The following is a 26,146-nucleotide window of genomic DNA, read 5'->3' as shown; positions in this document are numbered from 1 at the left end:
CGCGGGGCGCCCGGGGGTCGTCATCTCCGGGCCACCTGGACGTCACCTGGGATCCACCCGCACGGGACCGGCGCAGCCGGGCCCGCCCCGGGCGGTCCGGTCCCACCCCCTCGGAACGGGCCCGAGCACCCCGGGAGCAGCGGCCGTCAGACGTTGAAGCGGAACTCCACGACGTCGCCGTCGGCCATCACGTAGTCCTTGCCCTCGATGCGGACGCGTCCGCGCGCCTTGGCCTCGGCGTGCGAGCCGGCGTCGACGAGGTCGGCGTAGGAGACGACCTCGGCCTTGATGAAGCCGCGCTGGAAGTCGGTGTGGATGACGCCGGCCGCCTGCGGCGCCGTCCACCCGCGGCGGATGGTCCAGGCGCGGGACTCCTTCGGCCCCGTCGTCAGGTACGTCTGCAGGCCCAGCGTCTCGAAGCCGACCCGGGCCAGCTGGTCCAGGCCGGACTCGGTCTGGCCCGTCGAGGCCAGCAGCTCGGCGGCGTCCTCGGGGTCCAGCTCCACGAGCTCGGACTCGACGGCCGCGTCGAGGAACACGCAGCCCGCGGGGGCCACCAGCGCCTCGAGCTCGGCCCGGCGGGCGGTGTCGGCCAGCCCCGCCTCGTCGGTGTTGAAGACGTAGACGAAGGGCTTGGTGGTCAGCAGCGTGAGGTCGCGCAGGTGCTCGAGCTCCACGCCGGCGTCGGCGGCGCCCTGCGAGAGCGCCGTGCCCCGCTCGAGGACGGCGACGGCCGCCTGCGCGGCGGCCAGCACCGCCGGGTCGGCCCTCTTGCCCTTGACCTCCTTCTCCAGGCGCGGGAGCGCGCGCTCGAGGGTCTGGAGGTCGGCGAGGACGAGCTCGGTGGCGACGGTCTCCATGTCGGAGGCCGGGTCCACGCGCCCGTCGACGTGGACGACGTCCGGGTCGGAGAACACCCGCACGACCTGGCAGATGGCGTCGGCCTCGCGGATCGTCGCGAGGAACTTGTTGCCCAGCCCCTCCCCCTCGCTGGCGCCCTTGACGATGCCGGCGATGTCGACGAAGGACACGGTCGCGGGCAGGACCTTCTCGCTGCCGGAGATCCCCGCGAGGACCTGCAGCCGGGGGTCCGGGAGCGGGACCACGCCGACGTTGGGCTCGATCGTCGCGAACGGGTAGTTCGCCGCGAGCACGTCGTTGCGGGTGAGGGCGTTGAAGAGGGTCGACTTGCCGACGTTGGGCAGTCCGACGATGCCGAGGGTGAGAGCCACGGGAACAGGAGCCTACGGGGCGACCGGGGTGGTCGGTGCGCTCGAGGCGCTCAGGGCGCCCAGTGCGCTCAGTGCTCTCACCGCCGGCGGCGGTGGACCTGGACGCTGTAGTCCCCACCCGCGGGCTCCCCGCCCCACCCGCCCCAGGAGTCGACGGGCTCCAGGCCGGCGGCGGCGCACCAGCCCGCGAGGTCCTCGGGCGCGACGTGGCGGTCGGCGGCGAACCCCGCGACGAGCAGGCCCCCGGGCACGAGCCACCCCGCGAGCCGGGTCAGGACGTCCCCCTCGGTGCCGGGGGTGAGGTAGACGACGACGTTGCCGGCGAGGACGACGGCGTCCAGGGGCGCGCCGACCTCCTCGGGGGCCACCTCGAGCAGGTCCCCGAGCACCCAGCGCCCGGCGGGGTCGGCCCGGCGCGCCTCCTCGAGCATCGAGGCGTCGAGGTCCACCCCGGTGACGAGGTGCCCGCGCCGGGCGAGCTCGCTCGCCACCCGCCCGGTGCCGCACCCGGCGTCCAGGACGCGGGCCCGCCGGGGCAGCAGCGCGTCGACGGCGGCGGCCTCGCCGTGCACGTCCTCCCCCGCCCCGGCCAGCTCGGCGAACCGCGCCGCGTACTCCGGCCCGCGGGTGCCCCCGGTCTCGGCGAGCCAGCGGTTGGCGGGGAGGGCCTCGGCGCTCGACGGGTCCTCTGCTCGCACACCGGCACTCTGCCAGCGACGTCGCCGGCGCCGCTCCCGGGCGGACGGGCGACGGCACGCCCCCGAGACGTCCTCCGAGGACGAGCGCGGCGACACGCGCGACGGGACGCGGCGATGTCGGGGGTCGGTGCCACGCTCCGCCGCATGACGACCTCCGCGCTGGCGCCGGCCCTCGTGGCGTCGCTGGTCCTCCTGGCGCTCGTCGGCGGCGCGGCGTGGGCCGGGCACCGCGCCGGGGTGCGCCGCGGCGCCCTGGACGGCCGCCGGGACGCCGAGCTCGCCCTGGCGCGCGCCGTCGCGGAGCGCGACGCCGCGCGGGAGCGGGTCGCGGCGGCCGAGGCGGCGCGCGAGGACGAGCACGAGCTGGCGCTGGGCCTGGCCCCCCTCACCAGCAGCCTCGCGCGGGTGGAGCGCACGGTCGGTGCCCTGGAGGCCGAGCGCGCGGCGCAGGTGGGCCGCCTGGAGGCGCAGCTCGAGGGCGTGCGCCGCTCGGGCGAGGCGCTGCGCACCGAGACGACAGCCCTGGCGGGGGCGCTGCGCAGCCCGAGCGCCCGGGGCGCGTGGGGCGAGGTGCAGCTGCGCCGCGTCGTCGAGCACGCCGGCATGCTGGAGCGGGTCGACGTCGAGCGGCAGGTCACGGCCACCCGCCCCGACGGGGAGCGGGTGCGCCCCGACGCCGTCGTCCGGCTGCCGGGCGGCAAGAGCGTCGTCGTCGACGCCAAGGCGCCGCTGGCCGCGTTCCTCGAGGCGGCCCAGGCCGCGCGGGCCGGGGAGGACCCGGGGGCCGCGGCCCGGCGCCAGCACGCCGCCGCGGCCGCCCACGCGAAGGCGCTGCGGGGCCACGTCGACGACCTGGCCGCCAAGCGGTACTGGGAGGCCTTCGAGCCCTCCCCCGAGCTCGTCGTGTGCTTCGTGCCCGGGGAGTCCTTCCTCGCGGCCGCCTGCGAGGCCGACCCCGCCCTGCTGGAGCACGCGATGGGGCGCGGCGTCGTCCTCGCCACCCCGACGACGCTCCTGGCGCTGCTGCGCACGGTGGCCCTGACGTGGCAGCAGGACGCCCTCGCCGGCAGCGCGCGGGCCCTGCTGGAGACCGGTCGCGAGCTGCACCGCCGCCTCGGCGGGCTGGGTCGCGGCGCCAGCGCCCTCGGGCGCTCGCTGCACCGCGCCGTGGAGGACTACAACGGGCTCGTCGGGACGCTGGAGCGCCGCGTCCTGGTCTCGGCGCGGCGCCTGGCGGAGATGGGGCTGGTCGACGACGACATCCCCGAGGTCGAGCCTCTCGTCGACGCCCCGCGGCCGCTCACGGCGCCGGAGCTGCTCACCGACGCGGGCGAGCACCGCCCGGAGCGGCTCGCCCGAGAGGCCTCCGGCGGCGCCCAGGACCGCCGGGCCGGCTGAGCACCGGTGCGAGCCGGTGCCCGCCGTCCCGGTGCTGCCGGGCTCCTGCGCGCTCCCGCCGGGCTCCTCAGTGCTTCGCGGCGGAGGTGGCCTTGAGGTCGGCGCGCAGCTCGCGGGGCAGGGAGAAGAGCAGGTCCTCCGAGGCTGTGCGCACCTCCTCGACGTCGCCGTAGCCGCGCTCGGCGAGCCAGGCGAGCAGGTCGGTCACGAGGATCTCCGGCACCGAGGCGCCGGACGTCACGCCGACGGTGGAGACGCCGTCCAGCCACGACTCGTCCATCTCGCCCTTGTGGTCGACGCGGTAGGAGGCCGCCGCGCCGTGCTGCAGGCCCACCTCGACGAGGCGGACGGAGTTGGAGGAGTTGGCCGACCCGACGACGACCAGCAGGTCGCAGCTCGGGGCGATCTTCTTGACCGCCACCTGGCGGTTCTGCGTGGCGTAGCAGATGTCATCGCTGGGCGGGTCCTGCAGCGTCGGGAAGCGCTCGCGCAGCCGCTCGACCGTCTGCATCGTCTCGTCGACCGACAGCGTCGTCTGGCTCAGCCAGATGACCTTCTCGGGGTCGCGCACGGTGACGGCGTCCACGGACTCGGGGCCGTCGACGAGCTGCACGTGCTGCGGCGCCTCGCCGGCGGTGCCCTCGACCTCCTCGTGGCCCTCGTGGCCGACGAGGAGGATGTCGTAGTCGTCCTTGGCGAAGCGGACGGCCTCCTTGTGCACCTTGGTCACCAGGGGGCACGTGGCGTCGATCGTCTTCAGCTGCCGCTGCGCCGCCGACTCGTGCACGGCGGGCGAGACCCCGTGCGCGGAGAAGATGACGGTGGCGCCCTCGGGGACCTGGTCGGTCTCGTCCACGAAGACGGCGCCCCGCTCGGACAGCGTCGCGACGACGTGCTTGTTGTGGACGATCTCCTTGCGCACGTAGACCGGCGCCCCGTAGTGCTCGAGCGCCTTCTCGACCGCGATGACGGCGCGGTCCACCCCGGCGCAGTAGCCGCGGGGGGCGGCCAGCAGGACCCGCTTGCCCGACCCGCCGGAGCGGGCGCCGCCGGCAGCCGCGTCGGCCACCCCGGCCACGTCGGGCGAGGACGACGCGCCGTGCTCGGCGATCTGCTCCTCGGCGCGGGCGTCCCCGGGCGCGGTGGGCCCGTCCGCCTCGTCGCCGGTCGGCGAGTCGCCGCCGTCCACCGGGCCCGGCTGAGCGGGGGCGGTGCGTGCGGCGGACGGGTCGGGGCGGTGGGCGGGAGTCACGCACCCACAGTACGCAGCGGGCCCCGGGGCGACCCGTCGCGCACCGGCGGTGCCGGCGTCCCTCGCAGGCAGGGCCGCCGCCGGCTCGCCCCGTCGAGGAGCTCCCGGGGCGAGTGGACGGCGGCTCGCCTCTCCGAGGCGCTCCCCGGGGGAGCGGACGGCGGCTCACCCGTGAGCGGTGCGGTCACGCGCCCGGGCCCGCGCAGCCGCTGCGTAGGGTCGCCCGCGTGAGCGAGCAGCCGAGCCGACCGAGCCCGGCGGCACGCCCCGGCGCGGGTGGCGGGGACGGACCCGCGGGCGAGGACCGCCCGCGCCAGCTGCCGGCGACCGCCGCCGCGACGACCGCCGAGCAGCCCTGGCCGGTGCGCCTGCTGTCGGCCAAGATCAGCGACTACGTCGGGCGGATGTCGACCGTCTGGGTCGAGGGCCAGCTGGTGCAGGTGACCCGCCGGCCGGGGCAGGCCACCGCCTTCTGCGTGCTGCGCGACGCCGACGTGGACATGTCCCTGTCCGTGACGACCTCGGTCCGCGTCCTCGACGCCCTCGGGCCCTCCCTCGTCGAGGGCGCCCGGGTCGTCGTCCGGGCGACGCCGGAGTTCTGGGCGCGGCGCGGGAGCCTGCAGATGCGGGCCGACGCCATCCGCCCGGTCGGCGCGGGCGAGCTGCTCGCCCGCGTCGAGGCGCTCAAGCAGGTGCTCGCCGCCGAGGGGCTCTTCGCCCCCGGGCGCAAGAAGCCCCTGCCCTTCCTGCCGCGCGTCGTCGGCCTCGTCTGCGGCCGCGCCAGCGCGGCCGAGCACGACGTCGTCGTGACGGCGCGGGCCCGGTGGCCCGGCGTCCGGTTCGAGGTCCGCGAGGTCGTCGTGCAGGGCGTCGACGCGGTCGCGCAGGTCAGCCGCGCCGTCGCCGAGCTGGACGCGGCCGAGGAGGTCGACGTCCTCGTGGTCGCCCGCGGCGGCGGGTCGCTGGAGGACCTGCTGCCCTTCAGCAACGAGGCCCTGGTGCGAGCCGTGGCGGCGTGCCGCACGCCCGTCGTCAGCGCCATCGGCCACGAGGTGGACTCCCCCCTGCTCGACCTCGTGGCGGACGTGCGGGCGTCCACGCCCACCGACGCCGGTCGGCGCGTCGTGCCCGCCGTGGCCGAGGAGCTCGCCGGCGTCGCGGCGTCCCGCGACCGGCTGAGGCGCGCACTGGGCTCCCGGCTCGAGGCCGAGGCGGCGCAGCTGCGCTCGCTGCGCGCCCGCCCCGCGCTCGCCGAGCCCGGCCGCGGCCTGGCCGAGCGCCGGGAGGCCGTGGGCGCGGCCCGGGCCCGGGCCCGGCGGGCGCTCGCGGGCCGCCTGGAGCGTGAGGTCGCGGAGGTGGCCGGGCTGCGGCGCGCCGTCCGCACGCTCTCGCCGGCGTCGACGCTGGAGCGCGGCTACGCCGTGGTGCAGGACGCGGACGGCCACGTCCTGCGCGACGCCCTGGAGGCCGACCCGGGCGACCAGCTGCGCGTGCGCCTCGCGTCCGGCGAGCTCGTCGTCGGCGTCGAGGCCCAGGTCGACGCCGACGGGCGGGTCCTGGACCCCTTCGCCTGAGGGCCCCTCGGCCGACGGGGCCGCACCTCGCCCCCGCCGCGGGGGCGACGGCCCACCGGCGGGCGCGCCTAGGCTCGCCGCATGGCTGGTGACGACTCCTCCTCGACGCCCGGCGCCGCGGGCGACCTGGGCCCCGCCCCGTCGGCCCTCGGCTACGAGCAGGCCCGCGACGAGCTCGTGCGGGTCGTCGCGGCGCTGGAGGCGGGCGGCGCGCCGCTGGAGCGCTCGCTCGCGCTCTGGGAGCGCGGCGAGGCGCTGGCCACGCGGTGCGAGGAGCACCTCGACGGCGCCCGCCGCCGCCTCGACGAGGTCGTCGCCGAGCGCGGGGACGAGCGCTGAGGTGGACCCCACCGCCCCGGGCGCGACCGCGCTGAAGGAGTGGGGCGCCGTCGGCCGAGCGCTGCTGGCCGGGCGCCAGTGCCTGCTGCTGCGCGGGGGCGGCGTCCACGAGCGCCGGTTCACGGTCGGCGCCCCCCGCTTCCTGCTGTTCCCGACGGTGGCCCACAGCCACGCCGAGGCCGTGCGCCCCGAGCACCGGGACCTGCTCGCCGGCGGCGCGGAGGACTCCACGGACGAGCGCGTGGTCGTGCGCTGCGCGCTGGAGGTGGTCGAGGCCCTGCCCGTGGCGCGCCCCGAGGGCCTGTCCGCGCTCAGCCCGCTGCACGTGTGGACGCAGGAGTCGGTCCGGGGCCGGCTCGACTTCCGCCCGCGCCACCGCCTGACCGCCGTCGTCGTGCGCGCCCGCGCGCTGCCCGAGCCGCAGGTGGTGCCCCGGCGGCCCGAGCACCGCGGGTGCTCGAGCTGGGTGGAGCTGGACCTCGGACCCGAGCTGGCCGCGGCGCCGTCGACCGCCCCCGCGCTGGACGACGACCGCCTGCTCGCCGCGGTGGACGCCGTGCGCGCCGCCGTCGGCTGACGGCGACACCGCCAGGACGCCCGACGGAGACGGGCGGAGGCGGCGCTCCTCAGGCGGGCGGCTCGAGCGCCGCGGGGCTCTGCGCCGCGTCGGCCAGCTCGATGAGCTCGGGGACGTCCGCGGTGCCGAGGACGGCGGTCGTCACGCCGTCCTGCTCGCGGACGAGCGCCCGGAACGGCGGCTCGGAGCGGCGCTGGGGCTCCCGCGAGTAGACGTCCCACTCCTGCCCGCCGACGTCCTGGACGCCCTCGAGCTCACCGCTCCGCGTGACGTCGCGCAGCCAGCGGTCGGTCGCGTCCCCGGCCACCCGCAGCCCCGCGTACTGGTCCGAGGGCGTCACCCAGCCGACGTCCCAGGTGGGCACCCCGTCCGGCCCCGGGTCCAGGCGGGCCGCGTTGGGCGTCCACCCGTCCGGGACCGCCGGGACGGGCACGGGGAAGTCGACGCGCTCGCGGGCACCGGCCGCAGCCCCCGCCACGTCGGTCGGGGGCTGCTCGACCGCGCCGGGGCGCGGCAGGAACAGCAGGACGACGGCGACGCAGCCGATGACGACCGCGAGGGAGATGACCATGTCGCGCGCCGCCTGCCGCGGGCGCGGGCGCCGCGGCGGGGGCTGGGGCGGGCGCTCCCCGGAGGTGCCTCGCGCGCGGTCGGGCGGCGCCCCGACGGGGGACCCGGCGGGAGACCCGGCTGACCGGCCGGGCTCGGGCGCAGGCGTGCTCACGCGCCCATCATCGCCGCTCCTCGGCGAGCGCTCGTGCGGGGTGCCCCCGCTCCGCCGGGCGCGGCGCTCCCGCCCCGGTGACGTGACGCACCCCTCGTCCGGCAGCCGGTCGCGCCAGCCGCCCACCACCCCCCTCGCCGCTACGCTCGCCGCGCCCGGTGGCGCTGCCCGCCGCCGGTCCACCGCGCGACGACGGAGACCACCGATGACGCAGAGCTCCCTGCCCGCCTCGCTGGTCGTCGACCAGCACTCCCCCGACCGGAACCTCGGCCTGGAGCTGGTCCGGGTGACCGAGGCCGCGGCCATGGCCGCCGGCCGGTGGGTGGGCCGCGGCGACAAGGAGAGCGCGGACGGCGCCGCCGTCAACGCCATGCGCCGGTTCATCAGCACGGTGGCCATGCAGGGCACGGTGGTGATCGGCGAGGGCGAGAAGGACGAGGCGCCCATGCTCTTCAACGGCGAGGAGGTCGGCGACGGGACGGGCGCCGAGTGCGACGTCGCGGTCGACCCCGTCGACGGGACCCGGCTGACGGCCCAGGGCATGCCGAACGCCGTGGCCGTGCTCGCCGTCGCCGAGCGCGGGGCCATGTACGACCCCAGCGCGGTCTTCTACATGGACAAGCTGGCGACGGGGCCCGAGGCCGCCGACGTGGTCGACATCCGGCTGCCCGTGAAGGAGAACGTCCGGCTCGTCGCGAAGGCCAAGGGGCTGAGGCCGGAGGACGTCACCGTCGTCGTCCTCGACCGGCCGCGGCACGCCCAGCTGCTCGACGACGTCCGCGAGGCCGGGGCGCGCGCCAAGATCATCACCGACGGCGACGTGGCCGGCGCGATCATGGCGGCGCGGTCCGGGACGGGCATCGACCTCATGCTCGGCATCGGGGGGACGCCGGAGGGCATCATCGCCGCCTGCGCGCTCAAGGCGCTGGGCGGCTCCCTGCAGGGGCGGCTGTGGCCGACCGACGACGACGAGCGCCAGCGCGCCCTCGACGCCGGGCACGACCTGGACCGGGTCCTGGGCACCGACGACCTGGTGCGCGGCGACAACTGCTACTTCGTCGCCACGGGCATCACCGACGGCGAGCTGGTCCGGGGGGTGCGCTACGAGCCCGGCGTCGTGCGCACCCAGAGCCTGGTCATGCGCTCGAAGTCCGGCACCGTCCGCGTCGTCGAGAGCGAGCACAAGGTCGCCAAGCTCCAGGCCTACGCCGCCGACGTCGTCCGCCGGGCCCCCGCGTCGTGAGCGCGGCAGCACCGACGGCGCCCGGGCGCGCCGGGGGCGGGGCCGCGGCCCTGGTGGTCGGCGAGGCCCTCGTGGACGTCGTCCATGCGGGCGGCACCACGCGGGAGCACCCGGGCGGCAGCCCCGCGAACGTCGCGCTCGGCCTCGGCCGGCTGGGGCGGCCCGCGCGGCTGCTGACGCGCCTCGTGGACGACGAGCGCGGCCGCCGCGTGCTCGAGCACCTGCGCGCCTCCGGCGTCGAGCTCGCCGCCCCGCTGCTGCCGGCCGCCGAGGGCGTCCGCACGTCCACGGCGCAGGCGCACGTGGGCGCCGACGGGGGCGCCCGGTACGAGTTCGACCTGGAGTGGTCCCTGCCGGTGGACGTCGTCGACGAGGTGCTCGCCCCGCTGGACGGCCGCCGGCCGCTCGTGGTCGCCACCGGCTCCCTCGGCACGGCCCTGGAGCCCGGCGGCGCCCAGGTGGCCCGGCTGCTCGAGGCGCTGCGCCCCACGACGACCGTCGTGTACGACCCCAACCTCCGGCCGACGATCATCGGCCCCGCGGAGGAGGTGCGCGCCGGCGTCGAGGCGCTCGTCGGCACCGCCGACGTCGTCAAGATGAGCGCCGAGGACGCCGAGTGGCTCTTCCCCGACCGGGCGCCGGAGGAGACGGCCCGCTCGTGGCTGGGCCTCGGCCCGGCCCTCGTGGTCCTCACCCGCGGCGGGGAGGGCTCCCTCGCCCTGTGCGCCGCCGGCGAGGTCGACCAGCCGGGGCTCGCCGTCGACGTCGCCGACACCGTCGGGGCCGGCGACTCCTTCACCGGCGGGCTCGTCGACGCGCTCTGGTCGGCCGACCTGCTGGGCGCGGACCGCCGGGAGGCGCTCGCCCGGGTGGGCACCGAGGTGCTGACCGCCTGCGTCGCCGCCGCCGCGGAGGTGGCCGCCGTCACGGTGTCGCGCCCCGGCGCCGACCCCCCGACCCGCGAGGAGCTCGGTCGCGGCTGACCCGGCCCGCCGGCCGGCGGCGGCGAGCGGGCCGGTCACCCGACCCGCTCGCCGCGGCCCGGCCTCAGGCCGGCGCGCCCTGGCCGACGGCCTCGGCGTGCGCCCGGGAGCGCTCGAGGGCCTGCTGCCGCATCGCCTCGGAGTCGACCTGGATCTCCCGCGCCCTGTCCTCGTCGCGGGTGAGGCTCAGGCCCGACGACGGGTCGAACAGGTGCAGGCTCGCCGGGTCGAACCACAGGCGCGCGCGGTCGCCGTCGCGGACCCGGCTGCGCGCGTCGAGCGTGACCACCATCTGGTGGCGCATGCTCTCCCCGTCCAGCTCCTTGTCGAGCTCGGCGAGCTTGGCGGCCACCCGCTCGTCGGGGCTGAAGGGGACGTAGGCGTACAGCTCGTTGCCCAGCCACTCGGTGACGTCGACGTCGACGTCGAAGGTGACCCCGCGGTCGCGGCGCGGCCCCTCCAGCGTCTCGGAGTCCTCCACGTGCTCCGGTCGCAGGCCCGCGATGAGGAACTCCGCGCCGCGCGCCCGCTCGGCGACGTCCGGGGTGATCTCCACCGCCCCGAAGGGCAGCGACAGGGTCGTCCCCTCCAGCTGCGCGGGCAGGAAGTTCATCGGCGGGGAGCCGATGAACCCGGCGACGAAGAGGTTGACCGGCTCCTCGTAGAGCTCGCGCGGGCTGGCCACCTGCTGCAGCTCGCCCTTGCGCAGCACCGCCACGCGGTCGCCGAGCGTCATGGCCTCCGTCTGGTCGTGGGTGACGTAGACCGTCGTCGTCCCCAGGCGCCGCTGCATGCGGGCGATCTCGGTGCGCATCTGGCCGCGCAGCTTGGCGTCGAGGTTGGACAGCGGCTCGTCGAAGAGGAAGGCGTCCGCCTGGCGCACGATCGCCCTCCCCATCGCCACGCGCTGGCGCTGGCCGCCGGAGAGGTTGGCCGGCTTGCGCTCGAGGTGGTCGCGCAGCTCGAGCAGGTCCGCGGCCTCGTCGACGCGCCGTCGCACCTCGTCGTCGGAGTGCTTGCCCTTGGCCAGGCGCAGGGGGAAGGCGATGTTCTCGAAGACGGACAGGTGCGGGTAGAGGGCGTAGTTCTGGAAGACCATCGCCAGGTTGCGGTCGCGCGGCGCCTTGTCGTTGACCCGCGTCCCGCCGATGCTCAGGTCGCCGTCGGTGATGTCCTCCAGCCCGACGATCATCCGCAGCAGCGTGGACTTCCCGCAGCCAGAGGGGCCGACGAGGATGACGAACTCCCCGTCCTTGATGTCGAGGCTCACGTCGTTGACGGCCGGGAAGCCGTCCCCGTACTTCTTGACGATGCGGTCGAGGGTGATGGCGGCCATGGCGCTCTCCTTCGGTCTGGGCTGGCGGTGCGGGCGTCAGCCCTTGACGGCGCCGTTCGTCAGCCCGGCGACGATCCGCCGCTGGAAGACGAGGACGATGATGACGACGGGGATGGTGACGACGACGGCCGCCGCCGAGGTCGCCCCGGTGGGCTCCTCGAACTGCGAGGCGCCGGTGAAGAAGGCGAGCGCCGCCGGCACCGGGCGCGAGGCGTCCGTCGAGGTGAGCGAGATGCCGAACACGAAGTCGTTCCAGGCGAGGAAGAAGGCGATGATCGCCGTGGTGAAGACGCCCGGCACCGCCAGCGGGACGATGACCTTGGTGAAGGCCTGCCAGGTGGTGGCCCCGTCCACCTGCGCGGCCTGCTCCATGTCCCACGGGATCTCGCGGAAGAAGGCCGACAGCGTCCAGATCGCCAGCGGGAGCGTCACCGCGAGGTAGGGGATGATCAGCCCCGGCCAGGTGTCGTAGAGCCCGATCGTCCGCCAGATGTTGAACAGCGGCGTGACGATCGAGATGACCGGGAAGATGGCCACCGCGAGCGCCGTCGTCAGGAGCAGCTTCTTGCCGGGGAACTGCAGGCGCGAGACGGCGTAGGCCGTCAGCGTCGCCAGGACCACCGCGATCAGCGTGGCGATGAGCGCGATGCCGATGGAGTTGCGCAGGGCCGGCAGGAAGAGGTCCGAGGCGTCCCCGGTCAGGATGAGCTGGTAGTTGCTCCACGTCACCTCCGAGGGCCAGAACCGGTTCTCCGTGAGGCCGGCGTTGCTCTTCAGGCTCAGCGACAGGATCCAGACCACGGGGAAGAGCGCGTAGACGACGATGGCCAGCCCGGCCACCCACCACAGCACCTTCTCGCCGGTCGACATGCGGACACCCACGGTCAGTCACCCCTCTGCCGGGACAGGTCGACCTTGAACACCTTGACGAAGGTCACGGCGATGAGCACCACCAGCAGGAACAGGAGCACGGAGATGGCCGAGCCGAGCCCGACCTCCTGCCGCTGGATGGTCTGCCGGTAGGCCAGGAAGGCCAGCGTCTCGGTGCCGTTCGTGCCGGCCGTCATGATGAAGACGTTGTCGAAGATGCGCACCGCGTCGAGGGTCCGGAACAGCAGCGCCACCATGATGGCGGCCTTCATGTTCGGGATGGTGACCCTGCGCAGGCGCTCCCAGAACGTCGCGCCGTCGACGCGCGCCGCCTCCTGCAGGTCCTCGGGGACCTGCGCCAGGCCCGCGAGCAGCAGCAGGGAGATGAACGGCGTCGTCTTCCAGATCTCCGAGAGCATGATGACGACGAGGGAGCTGCCGCGGCTGGCGAACCAGTTGAAGTCGTCCTCGACGAAGGGCAGCCACTGGTTGACGAAGCCGCCGTTGAGGTCGAACGCGTAGAACCACGCGAAGGCGGAGACGACGGTGATGACCGCGTACGGGATGAGGATCGCGGTGCGGAGCACCGGTCGCAGCGTCTTCAGCGCCCGGTGCATGACCATCGCGAGGGCGAAGCCGATGACCAGCTCGACCGCCACGGTGATGACCGTGATGAGGGCCGTCGTGGAGAAGGCGCGCCACCACAGCGGGTCGCCGAGGATGGTGACGTAGTTCTGCAGCCCGACGAACGTCCGGTCGTCCGGCGCCGTGAGCCGGTAGCTGAAGAGGGAGTCGTACGCGGCCAGCACCATCGGGTAGGCGACGACGCCCAGCATCACGAGGAAGGCCGGGGCGACGAGGATCCACCCGAGGTTGCGCTCGCCCCTCGCGCGGTCGCTCAGGGCCTTCTTCCCCGCCCGGCGGGGCCGGCGGTCGCCGGTGCCCTCCGGGCGGGGGTCGACGGCCGCCCGCTCCTCCCGCGTCGCGCTCACAGCAGGGCCTCCCCGCGCAGCACCTCGGTGATGAGCTCGGTCGAGGTCTCCGGCGTCGTCTCGGGGTCAGCGGACTGCGGGCGCCAGGTGCGCTGGATGCCGGTCGAGACGACGTCGTAGAACGGCGTCTGCGGCCGGGGCGCGGCCAGCTGCGTCGACTCCTGGATGGTGGGCGCCATCGGGTAGTCCTCCAGCAGGCTCTCGTCGTCGAAGGCCGCGGCGTTCGAGGGCGGGTTGCCGTTCGTGAGGAAGTAGTAGGTCTGGTTCTCCACGGAGGCGATGCACTGCGCGGCCTCGTAGGCGAGGTCGGGGTCGTCCGCGAAGGCGCCCACGCCGAGGTTGACGCCCCCGTACGGCGTCGCGGGCTCGAGGTCCGGGTCCACGCGCGGGTACAGCGTCCACCCGTAGTCGTCGACCACCGACTGGTCCAGGCCCCCGCCCTCGACGAGCGTCTGGCCGCGCGCCCAGACGTACGGCCAGTTGACCATGAAGCCGCCGGCGTCGGACTCGAAGAGCGCGGCCGAGGCGTCCTCGTCGGCGGTGGACAGCTGCGGGCCCCCGATGCCGGCGTCGGCGATCCGCTGCATGATCGCGGCGGCCTCCCGGCCCTCCGGGCTGGCGAGCTCCACGTCGATCTCGCTGGCCGGGGCCTCGGGGTTCGCGAGGACCTCGCCGCCCTGGGAGACCACGAGGGCGTTGACCCAGACGGTCATCGACTCCGCGGCCCGTCCCTGCACGGCGAGCGTGGTGCCGGTCTGCTCGGCGGCGTCGATGAGCTGGTCCCAGGTCACGGGGCGGCTCATGTCGAGCCCGGCCTCCTCGGCGACCGACTTCCGGTACCAGAGGAGCTGGGTGTTGGCCCAGAACGGCACCGTGACGAGCTCGCCGCCGTACGTCGCCCCCTGCAGGGCGCCGTCGAGGACCCCCTCCGTGACCGCCTCCTCCACCTCGGGCGGGATCGGGGCGAAGAAGCCGGCCTCGCTGAACTCGGGGATGAAGGGCGGGTCGAGGCTCATGAGGTCCACGGCCGAGTCCCCGGCGACGAGCCGGCGGACCAGCTGCTCGCGCTGCCCCTGAGGGGTGCTGGGGAGGATCTGCACGTCGAGCACGTAGCGGTCGGCGTTCTCCTCGCTGCAGCGGCGCGCGATCTCCTGCTGCCCGCCCGAGTCCGGGTTGATGTACCAGTTGAGGACGGGCACCCCGGCCTCGGTGGTCTCGCCGCCCTCGGAGCCGCAGGACGCGAGCAGCGTCCCGGACAGCAGCGCGGCGAGCGAGGCCGCGGCGACGCGGCTCGACCTCCTCCGGCACGGTGGTGGTGCGGGCGCGCGTGGGTGCACGGCGGGCTCCTTCGTCGTCGAAGCGAGGCTCGGGCGCTCACTCTGGACCTCCTCCCCCGGCGCGGCAAGGCCTCGCCGCGCCCGGGACCCCGCCCGGTCGGCGCCTCCGCGCGGCGCGGCTGCGCGCCGCCCGGCGCGCACGGCACCATGTCGGCCATGACGGACACCCCCACGACCAGCAGCGGTGCGCCCGAGGGCTCCTCCTCCGAGTTCCGGGTCGAGCACGACACGATGGGCGAGGTCCTCGTCCCCGCCGCCGCGCTCTACCGCGCCCAGACCCAGCGGGCGGTGGAGAACTTCCCCCTCAGCGGGACGACGCTCTCGCGCACCCACGTCGAGGCGCTGGCGCGCATCAAGAAGGCCGCCGCCCTGGCCAACGCCGAGCTCGGCGTGCTGGACCGCGACGTCGCCGACGCGATCGCCTCGGCGGCCGACGAGGTCGCCTCCGGCGCCCACGACGACCAGTTCCCCGTCGACGTCTTCCAGACCGGCTCCGGGACGTCGTCGAACATGAACACCAACGAGGTGCTGGCGACGCTGGCGACCCGGCGCCTCGGGCGCGACGTCCACCCGAACGACCACGTCAACGCCTCGCAGTCCTCCAACGACGTCTTCCCCACCTCGGTGCACGTGGCCGCCACGACCGGTGTCGTGCACCAGCTCCTGCCGGCGCTCGAGCACCTCGAGGCCGCGCTGCGGCGCAAGGCCGAGCTGTGGGCCGGTGTCGTCAAGGCCGGGCGCACCCACCTCATGGACGCCACGCCGGTCACGCTCGGCCAGGAGTTCGGCGGCTACGCCCAGCAGGTCCGCTACGGCGCCGATCGCGTGCGGGCCGCCCTGCCCCGCACCGCGGAGGTCCCCCTCGGCGGCACGGCCACGGGCACGGGCATCAACACCCCGGCCGGGTTCCCGCAGCGCGTCATCGAGCTGCTCGCGCAGGACACCGGGCTGCCGGTCACCGAGGCCCCCGACCACTTCGAGGCGCAGGGCGCGCGCGACGGCCTCGTCGAGCTCTCCGGCGCGCTGCGCTCGGTCGCCGTGAGCCTCACGAAGATCTGCAACGACCTGCGCTGGATGGGCTCCGGCCCCAACACCGGCCTGGGCGAGCTGCGCATCCCCGACCTGCAGCCGGGCAGCTCGATCATGCCGGGCAAGGTGAACCCGGTCGTCCCGGAGGCCGTGCTCATGGTGTGCGCGCAGGTCGTCGGCAACGACGCCGCCACAGCGTGGGCGGGGGCCAGCGGCTCCTTCGAGCTGAACGTCGGCATCCCCGTGATGGCGCGCAACGTGCTGGAGTCGATCACGCTGCTGGCCAACGGGTCCCGCCTGCTCGCCGACAGGACGGTGGAGGGCCTGGAGGCCGACGAGGAGCGGGCTCGCGCGCTGGCCGAGTCCTCGCCGTCCATCGTCACCCCGCTCAACCGGGTCATCGGCTACGAGGCGGCCGCGAAGGTCGCCAAGCACGCTGTCGCGCACAGCGTCACGGTGCGCGAGGCCGTCGTCGCCCTCGGCTTCGTGGAGCGCGGCGAGCTCACCGAGGACCAGCTGGACAGCGCCCTCGACGTCCTGGCGATGACGCGCCCGCCCCAGCGCTGACGCCGCTCGGCCCAGCGCTGACGCCGCTCGGCCGCACGACGGAGCCCGCCACCCCCGACCCGGGGTGGCGGGCTCCGTCGCGTGCTCCCCGGGTCAGCTGTCCCGCACGTCGTCGCCATCGTGCCGCGACGGACCGCGCGTCGACGGCGAAGTGCCGACGAGGTGCGCGCGAGAGCCGTCCCCGACGGCGAAGTGCCGACGAGGTGCGCGCGAGAGCCGTCCCCGACGGCGAAGTGCCGACGAGGTGCGGGCGAGGGATGCGGGTGCGGGCTCCGCGCTGGAGCGGGCTCAGTACCAGTCGTTCGCCTGGCTGTGGCTCCAGGCCCCGCAGGGGGTGCCGTAGACGTCCTCGATGTAGCCGAGGCCCCAGCGGATCTGGGTGGCGGGGTTGGTCTCCCAGTCGGCGCCGGCGCTGGCCATCTTGTCCCCCGGCAGGGACTGGGGGATGCCGTAGGCGCTGGAGGTGGGGTTGTCGGCGTCCCACTGCCACCCGCTCTCCTTGGTCCACAGCGAGTCGAGGCAGGACATCTGCTCCGAGCTCCAGCCGCGGTCGGCGACCATGGCCGCGGCGACGGAGCGGGGGTCGCGCTGGGCGCTGCGGCTGACCGCCTCGGCCTCCGCCGCGCGCTCGGCCTGCGCCTCCTCCGCAGCCCGAGCCGCGGCCTCCTCGTCGGCGCGGCGCTGGGCCTCCTCCGCGGCGGCGCGCTCGGCGGCCTCCCGCTCGGCGACCAGCCGAGCGGCCTCGGCAGCCCGCTCGGCCCGGACCTGCTCGTGGTGGGCGCTCGCCCGGGCCCGCTCGGAGCGCAGGTCGGCCGTGGTGTCCGAGGGCAGGTCCGCCGCGTCCACGGGGACCGGCTCCGCCGCCCGGACGAGCGCGGTTGTCGACCCGCCCGCGCTCACCGCCGGGCTCGACGCCGTCACGGCGCCCGTGGCCGCCGCGACGACGCCGGCGCTCAGCAGGACGGCGGTCGCCACCCGCCCGGTGCGGCCCGGCAGCACCCCGCGGGTGCGGCCCACCGCGTGCGCCGCGGCGTGGCGTGCGCGGGAGGAGGTCGGTCGGTGGCGTCGCTGCCCCGGTGCGGTGTCGGTCTGGCGGTGACGTCCCACGGGCTGAGCTGCTCTCCCTCGGAGGCGCCCTGGTGGCGCCGCGGAGGCCACCGTGCATCACGAAACGGTCACGGGTCAAAACGCGGTGCGTGCGCACGCGCCCTCTGCGCCGTCGGCGGAGCCACGCAGCGTGAGCAGAAGCCGCTGCGAGCGAGCCACGTCGACGCCGGCCACGTCGCGGCATCCCTCGCGTGCTGACCCTCCGTGACCTCCCGGGAAGGCGCGGAACTGCAGCCGACGAGACCGCGACCGGCCCTCCAGCGCCTGGACGACGGCGTCGCGGCGGCCGACGCGCAGGTCGCGCGGGGCGACGTCGTGGGTCCGCACCGCACGGCCGCCCCTCCCGGTCCCGGGAGGGCGCGGCGAGCAGGACGCCGCGCTCGAGCGGCTGGGGGACGGCGAGGTGGCGGGAGGGCGTCAGGAGCCGTAGCGGCGCTCGCGGGCGGCGTAGGCCCGCAGGGCGCGGAGCAGGTCCACGCGGCGGAAGTCCGGCCACAGCGCCTCGCAGAAGTAGAACTCGCTGTGCGCGCTCTGCCAGAGCAGGAAGCCGGAGAGCCGCTGCTCGCCCGAGGTGCGGATGACGAGGTCCGGGTCCGGCTGGCCCTTGGTGTAGAGGTGCTCGGCGATGGAGTCGACCGTGACGTCGTCCACGAGCTCCTCGAGCGTGCGCCCGGCGGCCGCGCCCTCGTGGAGCAGGGAGCGCACGGCGTCGGCGATCTCCTGGCGGCCGCCATAGCCGATGGCGACGTTGACGTGCAGGCCGCCCTCGTCGCGCGTGGTCGCCGCGGCGGCCGCCAGCCGCTCCGCGCTGCCCGGCGGGAGGAGGTGCAGGGCTCCGATGGGGTGCACGCGCCAGCGTCCCGTGCCGACGAGGCCCAGCACGGCGTCCTCGATGATGCCGAGGAGCTCGGCGACCTCGTCGGGGTCCCGGCGCAGGTTGTCGGTCGAGAGCAGGTAGAGGGTGACGACGCCCACGCCGGCGTCCTCGCACCAGCCGAGGAAGTCGATGATCTTGTCGGCCCCGCGGCGGTGTCCCGCGTGCGCCGCCAGCCCGGACTGCCGCGCCCACCGCCGGTTGCCGTCGAGGATCACGCCGACGTGGTGGGGGGTCTCGGGGCTGCGGCCGACAGCGGTGACCAGCCGCCGCTCGTAGGCCCGGTACAGGAGGTCGCGCAGGGCCACGGCGGGCACGCTACTCCTCACCGGCTGTGACGACGGACGCGCACCACTCCCTCACCCGGCCACCCCGCCCGGCCCCTCCACCCGGCTCCTCGCCCCAGACCTCCGCGCCGGGGCGCCGATCGGCGCCGGGCCCGCCCGCCGCCCGCCGCCCGCCGCTCGCGCGGCGACGGCGTCCCCGTCACGTCTACGCTCGACGGGTCGTCTCCTCGGAGCACGACGGGCGCCCGCGCCGGTGCGGCGGGGGCTCCAGCAGACGGGCTCAGGAGGACGACGTGGACGAGGCGCGCTCAGGCAGGACGCGGACGGGCTCCTCGGTGGCGCCCGGGAGCGAGGACGTGCGGTCGGCGGACCCGTCTACCCGCGGCGAGGGGCCCGGCGACGTCGACCACGACGGCGAGCGGACCGGCGGCGGCGTCCGGGTGGTCAAGCCCCTCCTGCGCGGATGGCTGCACCTGGGGATGTTCCCGCTCGTGCTGGCCGCCGGCGTCGTGGGGGTGGCGCTGGCGCCGACCACCGCGAGCCGGTGGGCGATGGCGGTCTTCGGCCTGACGGCCGCGATGCTCTTCGGCATCAGCGCGCTCTACCACCGGGGCTCGTGGTCGCCCCGCGCGCAGGGCGTGCTCAAGCGGTTCGACCACTCGAACATCTTCCTGATCATCGCGGGCACGTACACGCCCTTCGCCGTGCTGCTCCTGGAGCCCGGCCCCCAGCGCCTGCTGCTGCTCGTGGCGTGGCTGTCCGCGCTCGCCGGCATCGCCTTCCGGATCTTCTGGGTCGGGGCCCCGCGCTGGCTGTACGTGCCGGCGTACCTGGCCATGGGCTGGGTGGCCGTGGCCTTCCTGCCCCAGTTCCTCGAGGGCGGCGGCACGGCGGTGCTCGTGCTCATCGCCGTCGGCGGCCTGCTGTACACCGCCGGGGCCGTGGTCTACGGCCTCAAGCGCCCGGACCCGAGCCCGCGCTACTTCGGCTTCCACGAGATCTTCCACGCCCTGACCGTCGTGGCCTTCACCTGCCACTACGTCGCCGTCTCCCTCGCCCTGCACAGCGGGCAGCTGCCGGGGGCCTGACCCCTCCGGCGGCGACCGGCGCCGGGGCCCGCCGGTCGCGGGCCCCGGCGGGCCGGCGCCTCAGCGGCGGGCGCCGACGGCCGCCGCGAGCACCTCCTCGTCGGTGGTGGGCGCGTCGCAGACGTGCCCGTGGCACACGTAGGCGGTGGCCCGGCCGTCCACGAGGCCCCGGCCGCGCAGCAGCGGCGGCTGGTCGGCACCCGGGCGCCCCCGGCTGACCACGAGCCCGGGAGCGGTGCCCGCCAGCGCGGTCCGGTGCATCGCGTCCGCCGCCGCCCGCCCCCTCGGGTCGTCGGCGGCCCCGGTGCCGACGACCGCGACCTCGCGCGGCCCGTCCAGGAGCGCCTCCGCCACGGCCAGCCCCCAACCCGCGAACCGCGGCGCGGTGCGCGCGAGCGCCCCGGCCGGCGCGAGAGCGCGCTCGGCCGCCGCCCGCAGCTGCTCCGACCCGGTCAGCGCGGAGACCGACAGGAGCGCGCCCGCCGCGGCGCTCGTGCCGGAGGGCGCGGCGCCGTCGGTGGGGTCGGCGGCGCGGCCGAGGCGCGCGAGGACCTCGTCGTCGGAGGACGCCGGCACGTCCGCCAGCCCACCGCCCTCGTCCACGTGCTCGGCGAGCACCTCGGCGCACAGCGCCTCGGCGGTCTCGGCCCACGCGGGGTCGCCCGTGGCGGCGTGCAGCGCGAGCAGCCCCTCGGCGAGGTCGCCGAGGTCCTCGAGCACCGCGTAGGAGGGCCCCGCGCGGCCGTCGCGGGACGTGCGCCGCCAGCGGCCGTCGTCGTCGAGGTGCACGGCCAGCAGCAGGTCCGCGCACCGCACGGCCGCGGCGAGCAGGTCGGGCCGCTCGAGCAGGACGCCGGCCTCCGCGAGCGCCGCCAGGGCGAGGCCGTTCCACGCGAGCACGACCTTGTCGTCGCGGCCGGGCTGGGGCCGCTGCGCCCGGGCGGCGCGCAGGCGCCCCCGGACGTCGGTCCAGCGCGCCGCCTCGCCGGCGTCGCGCCAGACGTCGCGGGTGAGCTGCGCCGTCGAGGAGCCGTGCTCGAACGTCCCCGCCTCGGTGACGCCCAGCAGCTCGGCGGCCCACGCGCCGTCGTCGGGCCCGAGCACCTCGGTGAGCTGCGCCGGCGTCCACACGGAGGTGGCGCCCTCGACGCCGCGCCCCTGGACCTCGGTGTCGGCGTCCAGGGAGGACGCGAGGCCGCCCTCGGGCGTGCGCAGCGCGGCGAGCACCCAGTCGCAGGTCTCCTCCGCGACGCGGGCGCCGGTCGCCTCGCCCGTCAGGCGCCACCAGTGCAGGTAGGCCCGGGCGAGCTGGGCGTTGTCGTAGAGCATCTTCTCGAAGTGGGGCACCACCCACGCGGCGTCGGTCGCGTAGCGCGCGAAGCCCCCGGCGACCTGGTCGTAGGTGCCGGAGCGGGCCATCGCCGCGAGCGTGCGGCTCGCCAGACCGAGGGCGTCCTGGGCCGTCGGCGCGTCCGTCGCGGCGTGGCGCAGCAGCCACAGGCACACCGCCGACGGCGGGAACTTGGGTGCTGCGCCCAGACCGCCGTGCACCTCGTCCTCCTCGGCGAGCAGCGCCCGGACCGCGCCCGGGAGCGCGTCCGCGTCGGGCGGCCCCCCGTCGCCGGCGGGGCCGACGGCGGCCGAGGCGCGCTCGGCCAGGGCCGCGGTGATGCGGGCGCTCTGCCCGACGACCTCCTCGCGGCGCGTCGTCCACGCCTCGCTCACCGCGGTGAGCAGCTGGCGGAAGCTCGGCCGCTGCGGGTGCGGCACGGGCGGGTAGTAGGTGCCGGCGTGGAAGGGCTCGCCGTCCGGGGTGCACAGGACGGTCATCGGCCAGCCGCCCTGGCCCGTCAGCGCCGTCGTGGCGCGCATGAGCGCGGCGTCGACGTCGGGGCGCTCCTCGCGGTCGACCTTCACGGCGACGAAGCCCTCGTCCAGCTGCCGCGCGACGTCGGCGTCCTCGAACGACTCGTGCGCCATCACGTGGCACCAGTGGCAGGCCGCGTACCCGACCGAGACGAGCACCGGGACGTCGCGCCGGCGCGCCTCGGCGAAGGCCTGCGGCCCCCACTCCCACCAGTCGACGGAGTTGTCCGCGTGCTGCAGGAGGTAGGGGCTGGTCGAGGCCGCGAGGCGGTTCGGCATGGGGTCATGGTGCCGCCGGCGGCGCCCGGGCGCGGTCCGGGCCGCACGCCGCCCCTGCGCCCTCATCACCCGATCGGGTGACGCCGCGCGGACGGGCGACGGCGGGGCCCCGCCGTGCCGATGCTGCGACTGCGCCGCCGCGGGGTCGCGCAGGAGGAGGCGACGTGTCCGCAGCGGTGCACGAGGCGGGCCCAGGGCCCTTCGCCGACCACGAGGCCCTCCTCGCCTCGGCGTCGCGGGCACCGGCGGGTGCGGCGGCGGACGCGTCCACCTGGTGGGTGCTGCGCGTGGTCCTGCCGGCGCTGCTCACCGCCGCGGTGGTCGCCGACGCCGTCATCTGGACCGAGGTGTCCGCGCCGTGCTCCCCGGCGGACCCGTGCACGTGGCCCGGGCCGGTCGCCGTGCTGGAGGGGCTCCTCCTGGCCTCGACGGCGCTCGCCTGGGTCGTCCCCGTCGTCGGCCTGCCGCTCGCCGCGGCCTCCGGCGCCGCCTACGCCCTGGTCTCCTACGAGGTCGGCGACCCGCTGCTGCTGGTGCTGCTGGCCCCCGCCGTGCAGGTCGCCGCGGGGCTCGCCGGCGCGGTCCTGGCCGTCCGCTCGCGGGCCGCGCGGCGCGGGCTCGGGGCAGCCCTCCCGACGAGGGCCGCCACGGGCGTCCTGCCGGTGCGCGGACGCGAGGTGCTCGCCGTCCGCGGGCTCGTGGTCACCGACCTGCTGGCGGTCGCGGCCCTTCTCGCCGCCGTCGCCCTCGGCGGCTGGTGGACCGCCCAGCAGGCGCGCCTCGCGGAGCACCTCGCCGTGGCGGAGCCCGCCGTCGTCGAGGTCGTGGCCGTCGACGACTGGGACTGGCTGGTCGAGGTCGAGCTCCCCGGGGGGCAGACCGTCGTCCTCGACGACACCTACGAGCCCCTCGACCACTCCCCCGGCGACCGCCTGCCCGCCCTCGTCGACCTGAGCGGGCCCGAGCCCTGGGTGAGCCTGGACGGCGAGCCGGAGGAGGAGAGCGGCTGGCTGCTCCTGGCCGCGGCCGCCCTGGCGCTCGGGCTCCCCCTCGCGGCGTCGCGGGCCCGGGTGCTGCGACGGCGACGTGCGCTGCTGCGCGACGGCGGCCGGCTGTGGCGCACCACGTCCGTGCCCGCCGAGAGCGGCGCCGCCGTCCTCCTCCCGGAGCTGGGGCTGCGCCTGCCCGTCGCGCGGACCACCCCGGTGGACGAGGTGCTCGACGGCGTGGGCCTCGCCCGGCACGGCGCCTGGGCCGACACGCGGCTCCGGGAGGCGGTCGCCCCCGACGAGGACGACGACCCGCTCGGCGCGGCCGAGCAGAGGGGCTTCGCGGCCGCGTGGCGCGGCGACGCGGACCCCGACCTCCTCGACGACGAGGCCGCCGACGACCTCGAGGCGGCCGAGCCCACCGTCCTGGTCGGCGACCCGCACCTGGGCGGGGTGGCGCTCGCCGTCACGGCGGACCTCGTGCTCGTGCCGTGCGGCGCCCTCGCACCGATGTCCCCCTCCGACCGGGAGTGGGCCGAGGGGTTCGCCGCCTCCCCCGACGGCGCGGTCCTCGCCGACGGCGAGGGGCTCGACCGGCACGGCCTCCCGGGTCGCCCCGTCGCCCCGCTGCCCGGCAGCGGTCCGCTGCTCACCGCGGCGGGGCCCCTCGACCGCCTCGACCTGTCGCTCCCCCGCCGCCGGCGCCTCCTGGCCCTGTCCCTGCTGCTGGTGCCCGTGGCGGTCTGGCTCGCCCTGGACCCGCTGGTGGAGGAGGGCGGCGCGGGCGTCCTCGACGTCCTGTGGCCCTTCCTCGCCCTCGGCGTGCCGGCCCTGGGCGGCCTGGCGGCCTCCCGCGCCCGGGTGCGCTGCGAGCAGGAGGGCGTGCTCGTGCGGGACGCCGGGCTCGTGCGGCGCCTGGCCTGGTCCGACGTCGTCGGCGCCCGGGTCGTGGACGGGGAGGTCGTCCTGGCCCTCGGCGTCGACGCCGACGGGGACCTCGAGGCCGTCGGCGGCCGACCGCCCGCGGGCCTCGGGGCGGCCCGCGCCGCGGGCCTCGCCGAGCGCTGGCGACGTGACGCCCGAGATGCTCCCGCCGGCCCCGGGCTGCGCCCCGACCCCGTGGTCGCCCTCGCGGCGGTCGTGCACGTCGCGCTCGCCGCCGCCGTCCTCGCCCACCACCTCGCCGGGTGACGGCGGCTCCGGGCGGCGCTCGGGACGCCCACCACCGGGAGGCGTCCTCGGCGCGTCGCGGCTCCGGTCGCGCGCACGGGCACCAGGGGTCGTAGCGTCTCCCCCGTCGGACCCGGACGGCCCTTCCGGTCGCCGGGTCGTGCGGGCTCCCGCAGGCCGGGGTCCGTCCCGCCCACCCAGACGTGCTGGAGGTGCTCGTGGCAGAGGCGCTGAGTGCGAGCGCGCGCCCGCCCGCCGGCTTCGCCGAGGTCACCACCTGGGACCTGGCCACGTCCGACGACCTGGCCCGCATCCGCCGCTCGCTGCACTCCGAGCTCCTGCAGCGCGGAGAGGTCGAGTCCCCGGGCCTGGCCGACCTCAAGGACCGCGTCGTCCTGGTGGTCAGCGAGCTCGCGACGAACGCGCTGCGGCACGGCGCGCCCCCGAGCACCGTCCGGCTCCTCGTCGACGACGCCCGGGCCTTCGTCGTCGACGTGACCGACGCGGCCGCGGACACCTCCCCCGAGCTCGCCGTGGCGCGGGCGCTCGGCGAGGGCGGCTTCGGCATGCACCTCACGTCCCGCCTCGCCGACGGCGTCGGCTGGTACGCCGACACCGGCGTCAAGCACGTCTGGGCGCGCTTCGCCCTCGACGGCCCCGACACCGACGCCCGCGCGGCCGCGGCGGTCCCGGTCCTCTGACCTCCGCTCGACGACGTCGGGCGGTGCCCGCACGTCTGAGCCGGCCGACCCGACCGTCGCGGCAGCGCGCGGGGCTGCTCAGGCGTCCGCGACGCGGGCCCGCTCCTCGGCCGGCGAGCGCCGGCCGAAGACGAGGACGCCGACCCCCACGGACACGACGAGCAGCACGGACATGAAGACCAGCAGCGGGACCGGGCCGAACTGGAAGATCAGCGGCAGCGCCGCCGCGGTGACCAGCCCGCCGCCGAAGAACGGCTCGAAGGCCAGCTGCTTGTAGCCGAAGGCCTCCATCGCGGGGGTCGCCGCGTGGGGGTCGGCCACCCGGATCAGGATCAGCCCGGTGGCCGTGACCCCCAGGGACTGCCCGAGGTCGCCGATGCCGCGCTCGAACCAGAAGCGCGGGATCATCCGGCGCGCCAGGAACGCGAAGACCCCGATGTTCCAGGCGAGCCCCGCGACGGCCAGCACCAGGAACGTCACCCAGCTGCTCGCGATCGCCTGGAGGGACAGCGTGGCCAGGGCGCTGACGATCAGCAGGTCCAGCGCGATGCCCTGGATGCGCAGCATCATCTGCCGGTCCACGATGCCGGTGGTGTCGAACCGGTCGACCAGCTTCTGCACCGCGACACCGCCGATCATCGCCAGCGGGAACAGCGGCACGAACGCGAAGATCTCCACGGTGTCGGCCCAGAGCGCGCGCTCCAGCGCCTGCAGCCCCTCCAGCAGGGCGAGCCCGAGCAGGATCGCCACGGCGACGACCGCGAAGTGGATGGCGAGCGGCTCGACCGAGGCGGTGCGCACCGTCAGCATCGCGGCCGGCTCCTGCTCGTCCTTCTCGTAGAGCCCGCGCTGCTCGGCCAGCGAGGTCTTCGCGTCGCTCTCCAGCACCTCGGCGCGCCCCGTGCGCACCCCCCAGTTGACCAGCGCGATGCCGACGACGACGCCGGAGACGACGCCCACCGTGGCCAGGGCGAGCGCCAGGTCCTGCCCCTCGGGGAAGCCGAGCTCGGCGAAGGTGTCGCCCAGCCCGGCCGCGGTGCCGTGCCCGCCCTCGAAGCCCACCTCGATCAGCGCCCCGACCATGGGGTCCTGCCCCAGGAAGGGGACGAGGACGAGGACGGCGAGCAGCAGGCCGATGACGTACTGGCCGGAGGCCATCGTCACCCCGAGGGCGAGCTGCGGGCCCGCCAGCTCGGCGGCGGTGCGCACCTTCGGGATCCGCTCGCCGAGGAACAGCGTCGCGAACACCACCGAGATGAGCAGGCCGGGCAGCGACGACCAGACCTCGAGGAACTCCGCCGGCCACAGACCGCCGGTCAGCGGGGCGTCCGGCCCGCCGATCGCCTCGGCGATCGAGCCGACGACCTCCGGGCCGACCAGCAGGGCGAGGAAGCCGCCGATGATCGAGCTGGGGAGGAAGAGCTTCTGGGCCGTCCGCGACCTGATGCGGACGAGCTTGGCGACCAGGAGCACGACGCCGAGCACCAGTAGGCTGAGCCCGACGACGTCGGGGGACATGGCGCCTCCCTCGCGAGGACCGGGCCGGGGACCGGCTGCGCCGGGTGGTCCCGGCGGGTGCGCACACCCTGGCCCCCGCGCGGGCCCGCCGACAACCCTTCCCGGGGGATCCGCGA

Annotated in this window: 22 protein-coding genes; 10 read left to right on the top strand and 12 right to left on the bottom strand. The window is 76.4% G+C overall.

Annotation, left to right across the window (positions count from 1 at the left end):
- Positions 1–146 precede the first annotated feature (146 nt).
- Both ychF and Q0848_RS00480 read right to left on the bottom strand, forming a co-directional pair.
- Positions 147–1,232 (bottom strand): redox-regulated ATPase YchF, encoded by a 1,086-nt coding sequence (gene ychF, locus Q0848_RS00485; protein ID WP_299033248.1) that lies wholly within the window; start codon positions 1,230–1,232, stop codon positions 147–149.
- Between the two features lie 77 nt (positions 1,233–1,309).
- The gene (locus tag Q0848_RS00480) at positions 1,310–1,930 is read right to left on the bottom strand and encodes a bifunctional 2-polyprenyl-6-hydroxyphenol methylase/3-demethylubiquinol 3-O-methyltransferase UbiG (protein ID WP_299033246.1); all 621 of its coding nucleotides are present in this window, start codon (positions 1,928–1,930) and stop codon (positions 1,310–1,312) included.
- 144 nt (positions 1,931–2,074) lie between these two features.
- Here Q0848_RS00480 and Q0848_RS00475 point away from each other — a divergent pair, with 144 nt between their 5' ends.
- Entirely contained in the window at positions 2,075–3,328 is a 1,254-nt protein-coding gene (locus Q0848_RS00475; RefSeq protein WP_299033244.1) for a DNA recombination protein RmuC, read from the top strand.
- Positions 3,329–3,395: 67 nt separating this feature from the next.
- Here the strand turns inward: Q0848_RS00475 and Q0848_RS00470 are convergent, their stop codons facing one another.
- The gene (locus tag Q0848_RS00470; protein WP_366146357.1) at positions 3,396–4,406 is read right to left on the bottom strand and encodes a 4-hydroxy-3-methylbut-2-enyl diphosphate reductase; all 1,011 of its coding nucleotides are present in this window, start codon (positions 4,404–4,406) and stop codon (positions 3,396–3,398) included.
- Between the two features lie 491 nt (positions 4,407–4,897).
- On the opposite strand from Q0848_RS00470, the gene xseA reads away from it, so the two are divergent.
- From xseA to Q0848_RS00455, 3 genes are all read left to right on the top strand, one after another.
- Entirely contained in the window at positions 4,898–6,154 is a 1,257-nt protein-coding gene (gene xseA, locus Q0848_RS00465; RefSeq protein ID WP_366146356.1) for an exodeoxyribonuclease VII large subunit, read from the top strand.
- An 81-nt stretch (positions 6,155–6,235) separates the two neighbouring features.
- On the top strand, positions 6,236–6,493 hold the full coding sequence (locus Q0848_RS00460) for an exodeoxyribonuclease VII small subunit (RefSeq protein WP_299033235.1): 258 nt from the start codon (positions 6,236–6,238) through the stop codon (positions 6,491–6,493).
- Between the two features lies 1 nt (position 6,494).
- Complete coding sequence (locus tag Q0848_RS00455; RefSeq protein ID WP_299033232.1) at positions 6,495–7,070, top strand: DUF1802 family protein; 576 nt, start codon at positions 6,495–6,497, stop codon at positions 7,068–7,070.
- Positions 7,071–7,119: 49 nt separating this feature from the next.
- On the opposite strand, the gene Q0848_RS00450 is transcribed toward Q0848_RS00455, so the two are convergent.
- Positions 7,120–8,100 (bottom strand): DUF4245 domain-containing protein, encoded by a 981-nt coding sequence (locus tag Q0848_RS00450; protein WP_299033228.1) that lies wholly within the window; start codon positions 8,098–8,100, stop codon positions 7,120–7,122.
- Here Q0848_RS00450 and glpX point away from each other — a divergent pair.
- Both glpX and Q0848_RS00440 read left to right on the top strand, forming a co-directional pair.
- Positions 8,000–9,037: a class II fructose-bisphosphatase gene (gene glpX / locus Q0848_RS00445; RefSeq protein ID WP_299033225.1), complete on the top strand. Its 1,038-nt coding sequence runs from the start codon at positions 8,000–8,002 to the stop codon at positions 9,035–9,037. The genes Q0848_RS00450 and glpX overlap by 101 nt on opposite strands.
- On the top strand, positions 9,034–10,020 hold the full coding sequence (locus Q0848_RS00440) for a carbohydrate kinase (RefSeq protein ID WP_299033220.1): 987 nt from the start codon (positions 9,034–9,036) through the stop codon (positions 10,018–10,020). The genes glpX and Q0848_RS00440 overlap by 4 nt, the downstream gene beginning before the upstream one ends.
- Positions 10,021–10,084: 64 nt before the next feature.
- Here Q0848_RS00440 and ugpC read toward each other — a convergent pair whose 3' ends face one another.
- The 4 genes from ugpC to Q0848_RS00420 all read right to left on the bottom strand — a co-directional run bounded on the left by ugpC (position 10,085) and on the right by Q0848_RS00420 (position 14,555).
- Complete coding sequence (gene ugpC, locus Q0848_RS00435; protein WP_299033217.1) at positions 10,085–11,356, bottom strand: ABC transporter ATP-binding protein; 1,272 nt, start codon at positions 11,354–11,356, stop codon at positions 10,085–10,087.
- 36 nt (positions 11,357–11,392) lie between these two features.
- Positions 11,393–12,226 carry a carbohydrate ABC transporter permease gene (locus Q0848_RS00430; RefSeq protein ID WP_299033215.1) on the bottom strand — a complete coding sequence of 278 codons (834 nt, stop codon included), beginning with the start codon at positions 12,224–12,226 and terminating at the stop codon, positions 11,393–11,395.
- 14 nt (positions 12,227–12,240) lie between these two features.
- Positions 12,241–13,128 (bottom strand): sugar ABC transporter permease, encoded by an 888-nt coding sequence (locus Q0848_RS00425; RefSeq protein WP_366146355.1) that lies wholly within the window; start codon positions 13,126–13,128, stop codon positions 12,241–12,243.
- A gap of 86 nt (positions 13,129–13,214) precedes the next feature.
- A complete protein-coding gene (locus Q0848_RS00420) occupies positions 13,215–14,555 on the bottom strand; it encodes an extracellular solute-binding protein (RefSeq protein ID WP_299033209.1) in 1,341 nt (446 codons plus the stop codon).
- A 156-nt stretch (positions 14,556–14,711) separates the two neighbouring features.
- On the opposite strand from Q0848_RS00420, the gene Q0848_RS00415 reads away from it, so the two are divergent.
- Positions 14,712–16,151 carry an aspartate ammonia-lyase gene (locus Q0848_RS00415; RefSeq protein ID WP_299033206.1) on the top strand — a complete coding sequence of 480 codons (1,440 nt, stop codon included), beginning with the start codon at positions 14,712–14,714 and terminating at the stop codon, positions 16,149–16,151.
- A 288-nt stretch (positions 16,152–16,439) separates the two neighbouring features.
- Here the strand turns inward: Q0848_RS00415 and Q0848_RS00410 are convergent, their stop codons facing one another.
- Complete coding sequence (locus Q0848_RS00410) at positions 16,440–17,168, bottom strand: hypothetical protein (RefSeq protein ID WP_299033203.1); 729 nt, start codon at positions 17,166–17,168, stop codon at positions 16,440–16,442.
- Between the two features lie 507 nt (positions 17,169–17,675).
- Positions 17,676–18,440, bottom strand: coding sequence for an isoprenyl transferase (locus Q0848_RS00405; RefSeq protein WP_299033200.1), 765 nt, complete (start codon positions 18,438–18,440; stop codon positions 17,676–17,678).
- A 419-nt stretch (positions 18,441–18,859) separates the two neighbouring features.
- On the opposite strand from Q0848_RS00405, the gene Q0848_RS00400 reads away from it, so the two are divergent.
- On the top strand, positions 18,860–19,507 hold the full coding sequence (locus tag Q0848_RS00400) for a hemolysin III family protein (protein WP_366146354.1): 648 nt from the start codon (positions 18,860–18,862) through the stop codon (positions 19,505–19,507).
- Positions 19,508–19,567: 60 nt separating this feature from the next.
- Here Q0848_RS00400 and Q0848_RS00395 read toward each other — a convergent pair whose 3' ends face one another.
- Positions 19,568–21,652 (bottom strand): thioredoxin domain-containing protein, encoded by a 2,085-nt coding sequence (locus Q0848_RS00395; RefSeq protein ID WP_299033195.1) that lies wholly within the window; start codon positions 21,650–21,652, stop codon positions 19,568–19,570.
- Between the two features lie 164 nt (positions 21,653–21,816).
- Here Q0848_RS00395 and Q0848_RS00390 point away from each other — a divergent pair, with 164 nt between their 5' ends.
- Both Q0848_RS00390 and Q0848_RS00385 read left to right on the top strand, forming a co-directional pair.
- A complete protein-coding gene (locus tag Q0848_RS00390) occupies positions 21,817–23,832 on the top strand; it encodes a hypothetical protein (protein ID WP_299033192.1) in 2,016 nt (671 codons plus the stop codon).
- Positions 23,833–24,029: 197 nt separating this feature from the next.
- Positions 24,030–24,512: an ATP-binding protein gene (locus tag Q0848_RS00385; protein WP_299033189.1), complete on the top strand. Its 483-nt coding sequence runs from the start codon at positions 24,030–24,032 to the stop codon at positions 24,510–24,512.
- A 78-nt stretch (positions 24,513–24,590) separates the two neighbouring features.
- Here the strand turns inward: Q0848_RS00385 and Q0848_RS00380 are convergent, their stop codons facing one another.
- Entirely contained in the window at positions 24,591–26,030 is a 1,440-nt protein-coding gene (locus tag Q0848_RS00380) for a sodium/glutamate symporter (protein WP_299033186.1), read from the bottom strand.
- Between the last annotated feature and the right edge of the window lie 116 nt (positions 26,031–26,146).

The sequence above is a fragment of the uncultured Pseudokineococcus sp. genome (genome assembly GCF_947495735.1).
In the GTDB taxonomy this organism is placed as follows: Bacteria; Actinomycetota; Actinomycetes; order Actinomycetales; family Quadrisphaeraceae; genus Pseudokineococcus.
The sequence above is the reverse complement of the archived record's forward strand: the minus strand, read 5'-3'. Positions and strand labels throughout refer to the sequence as shown.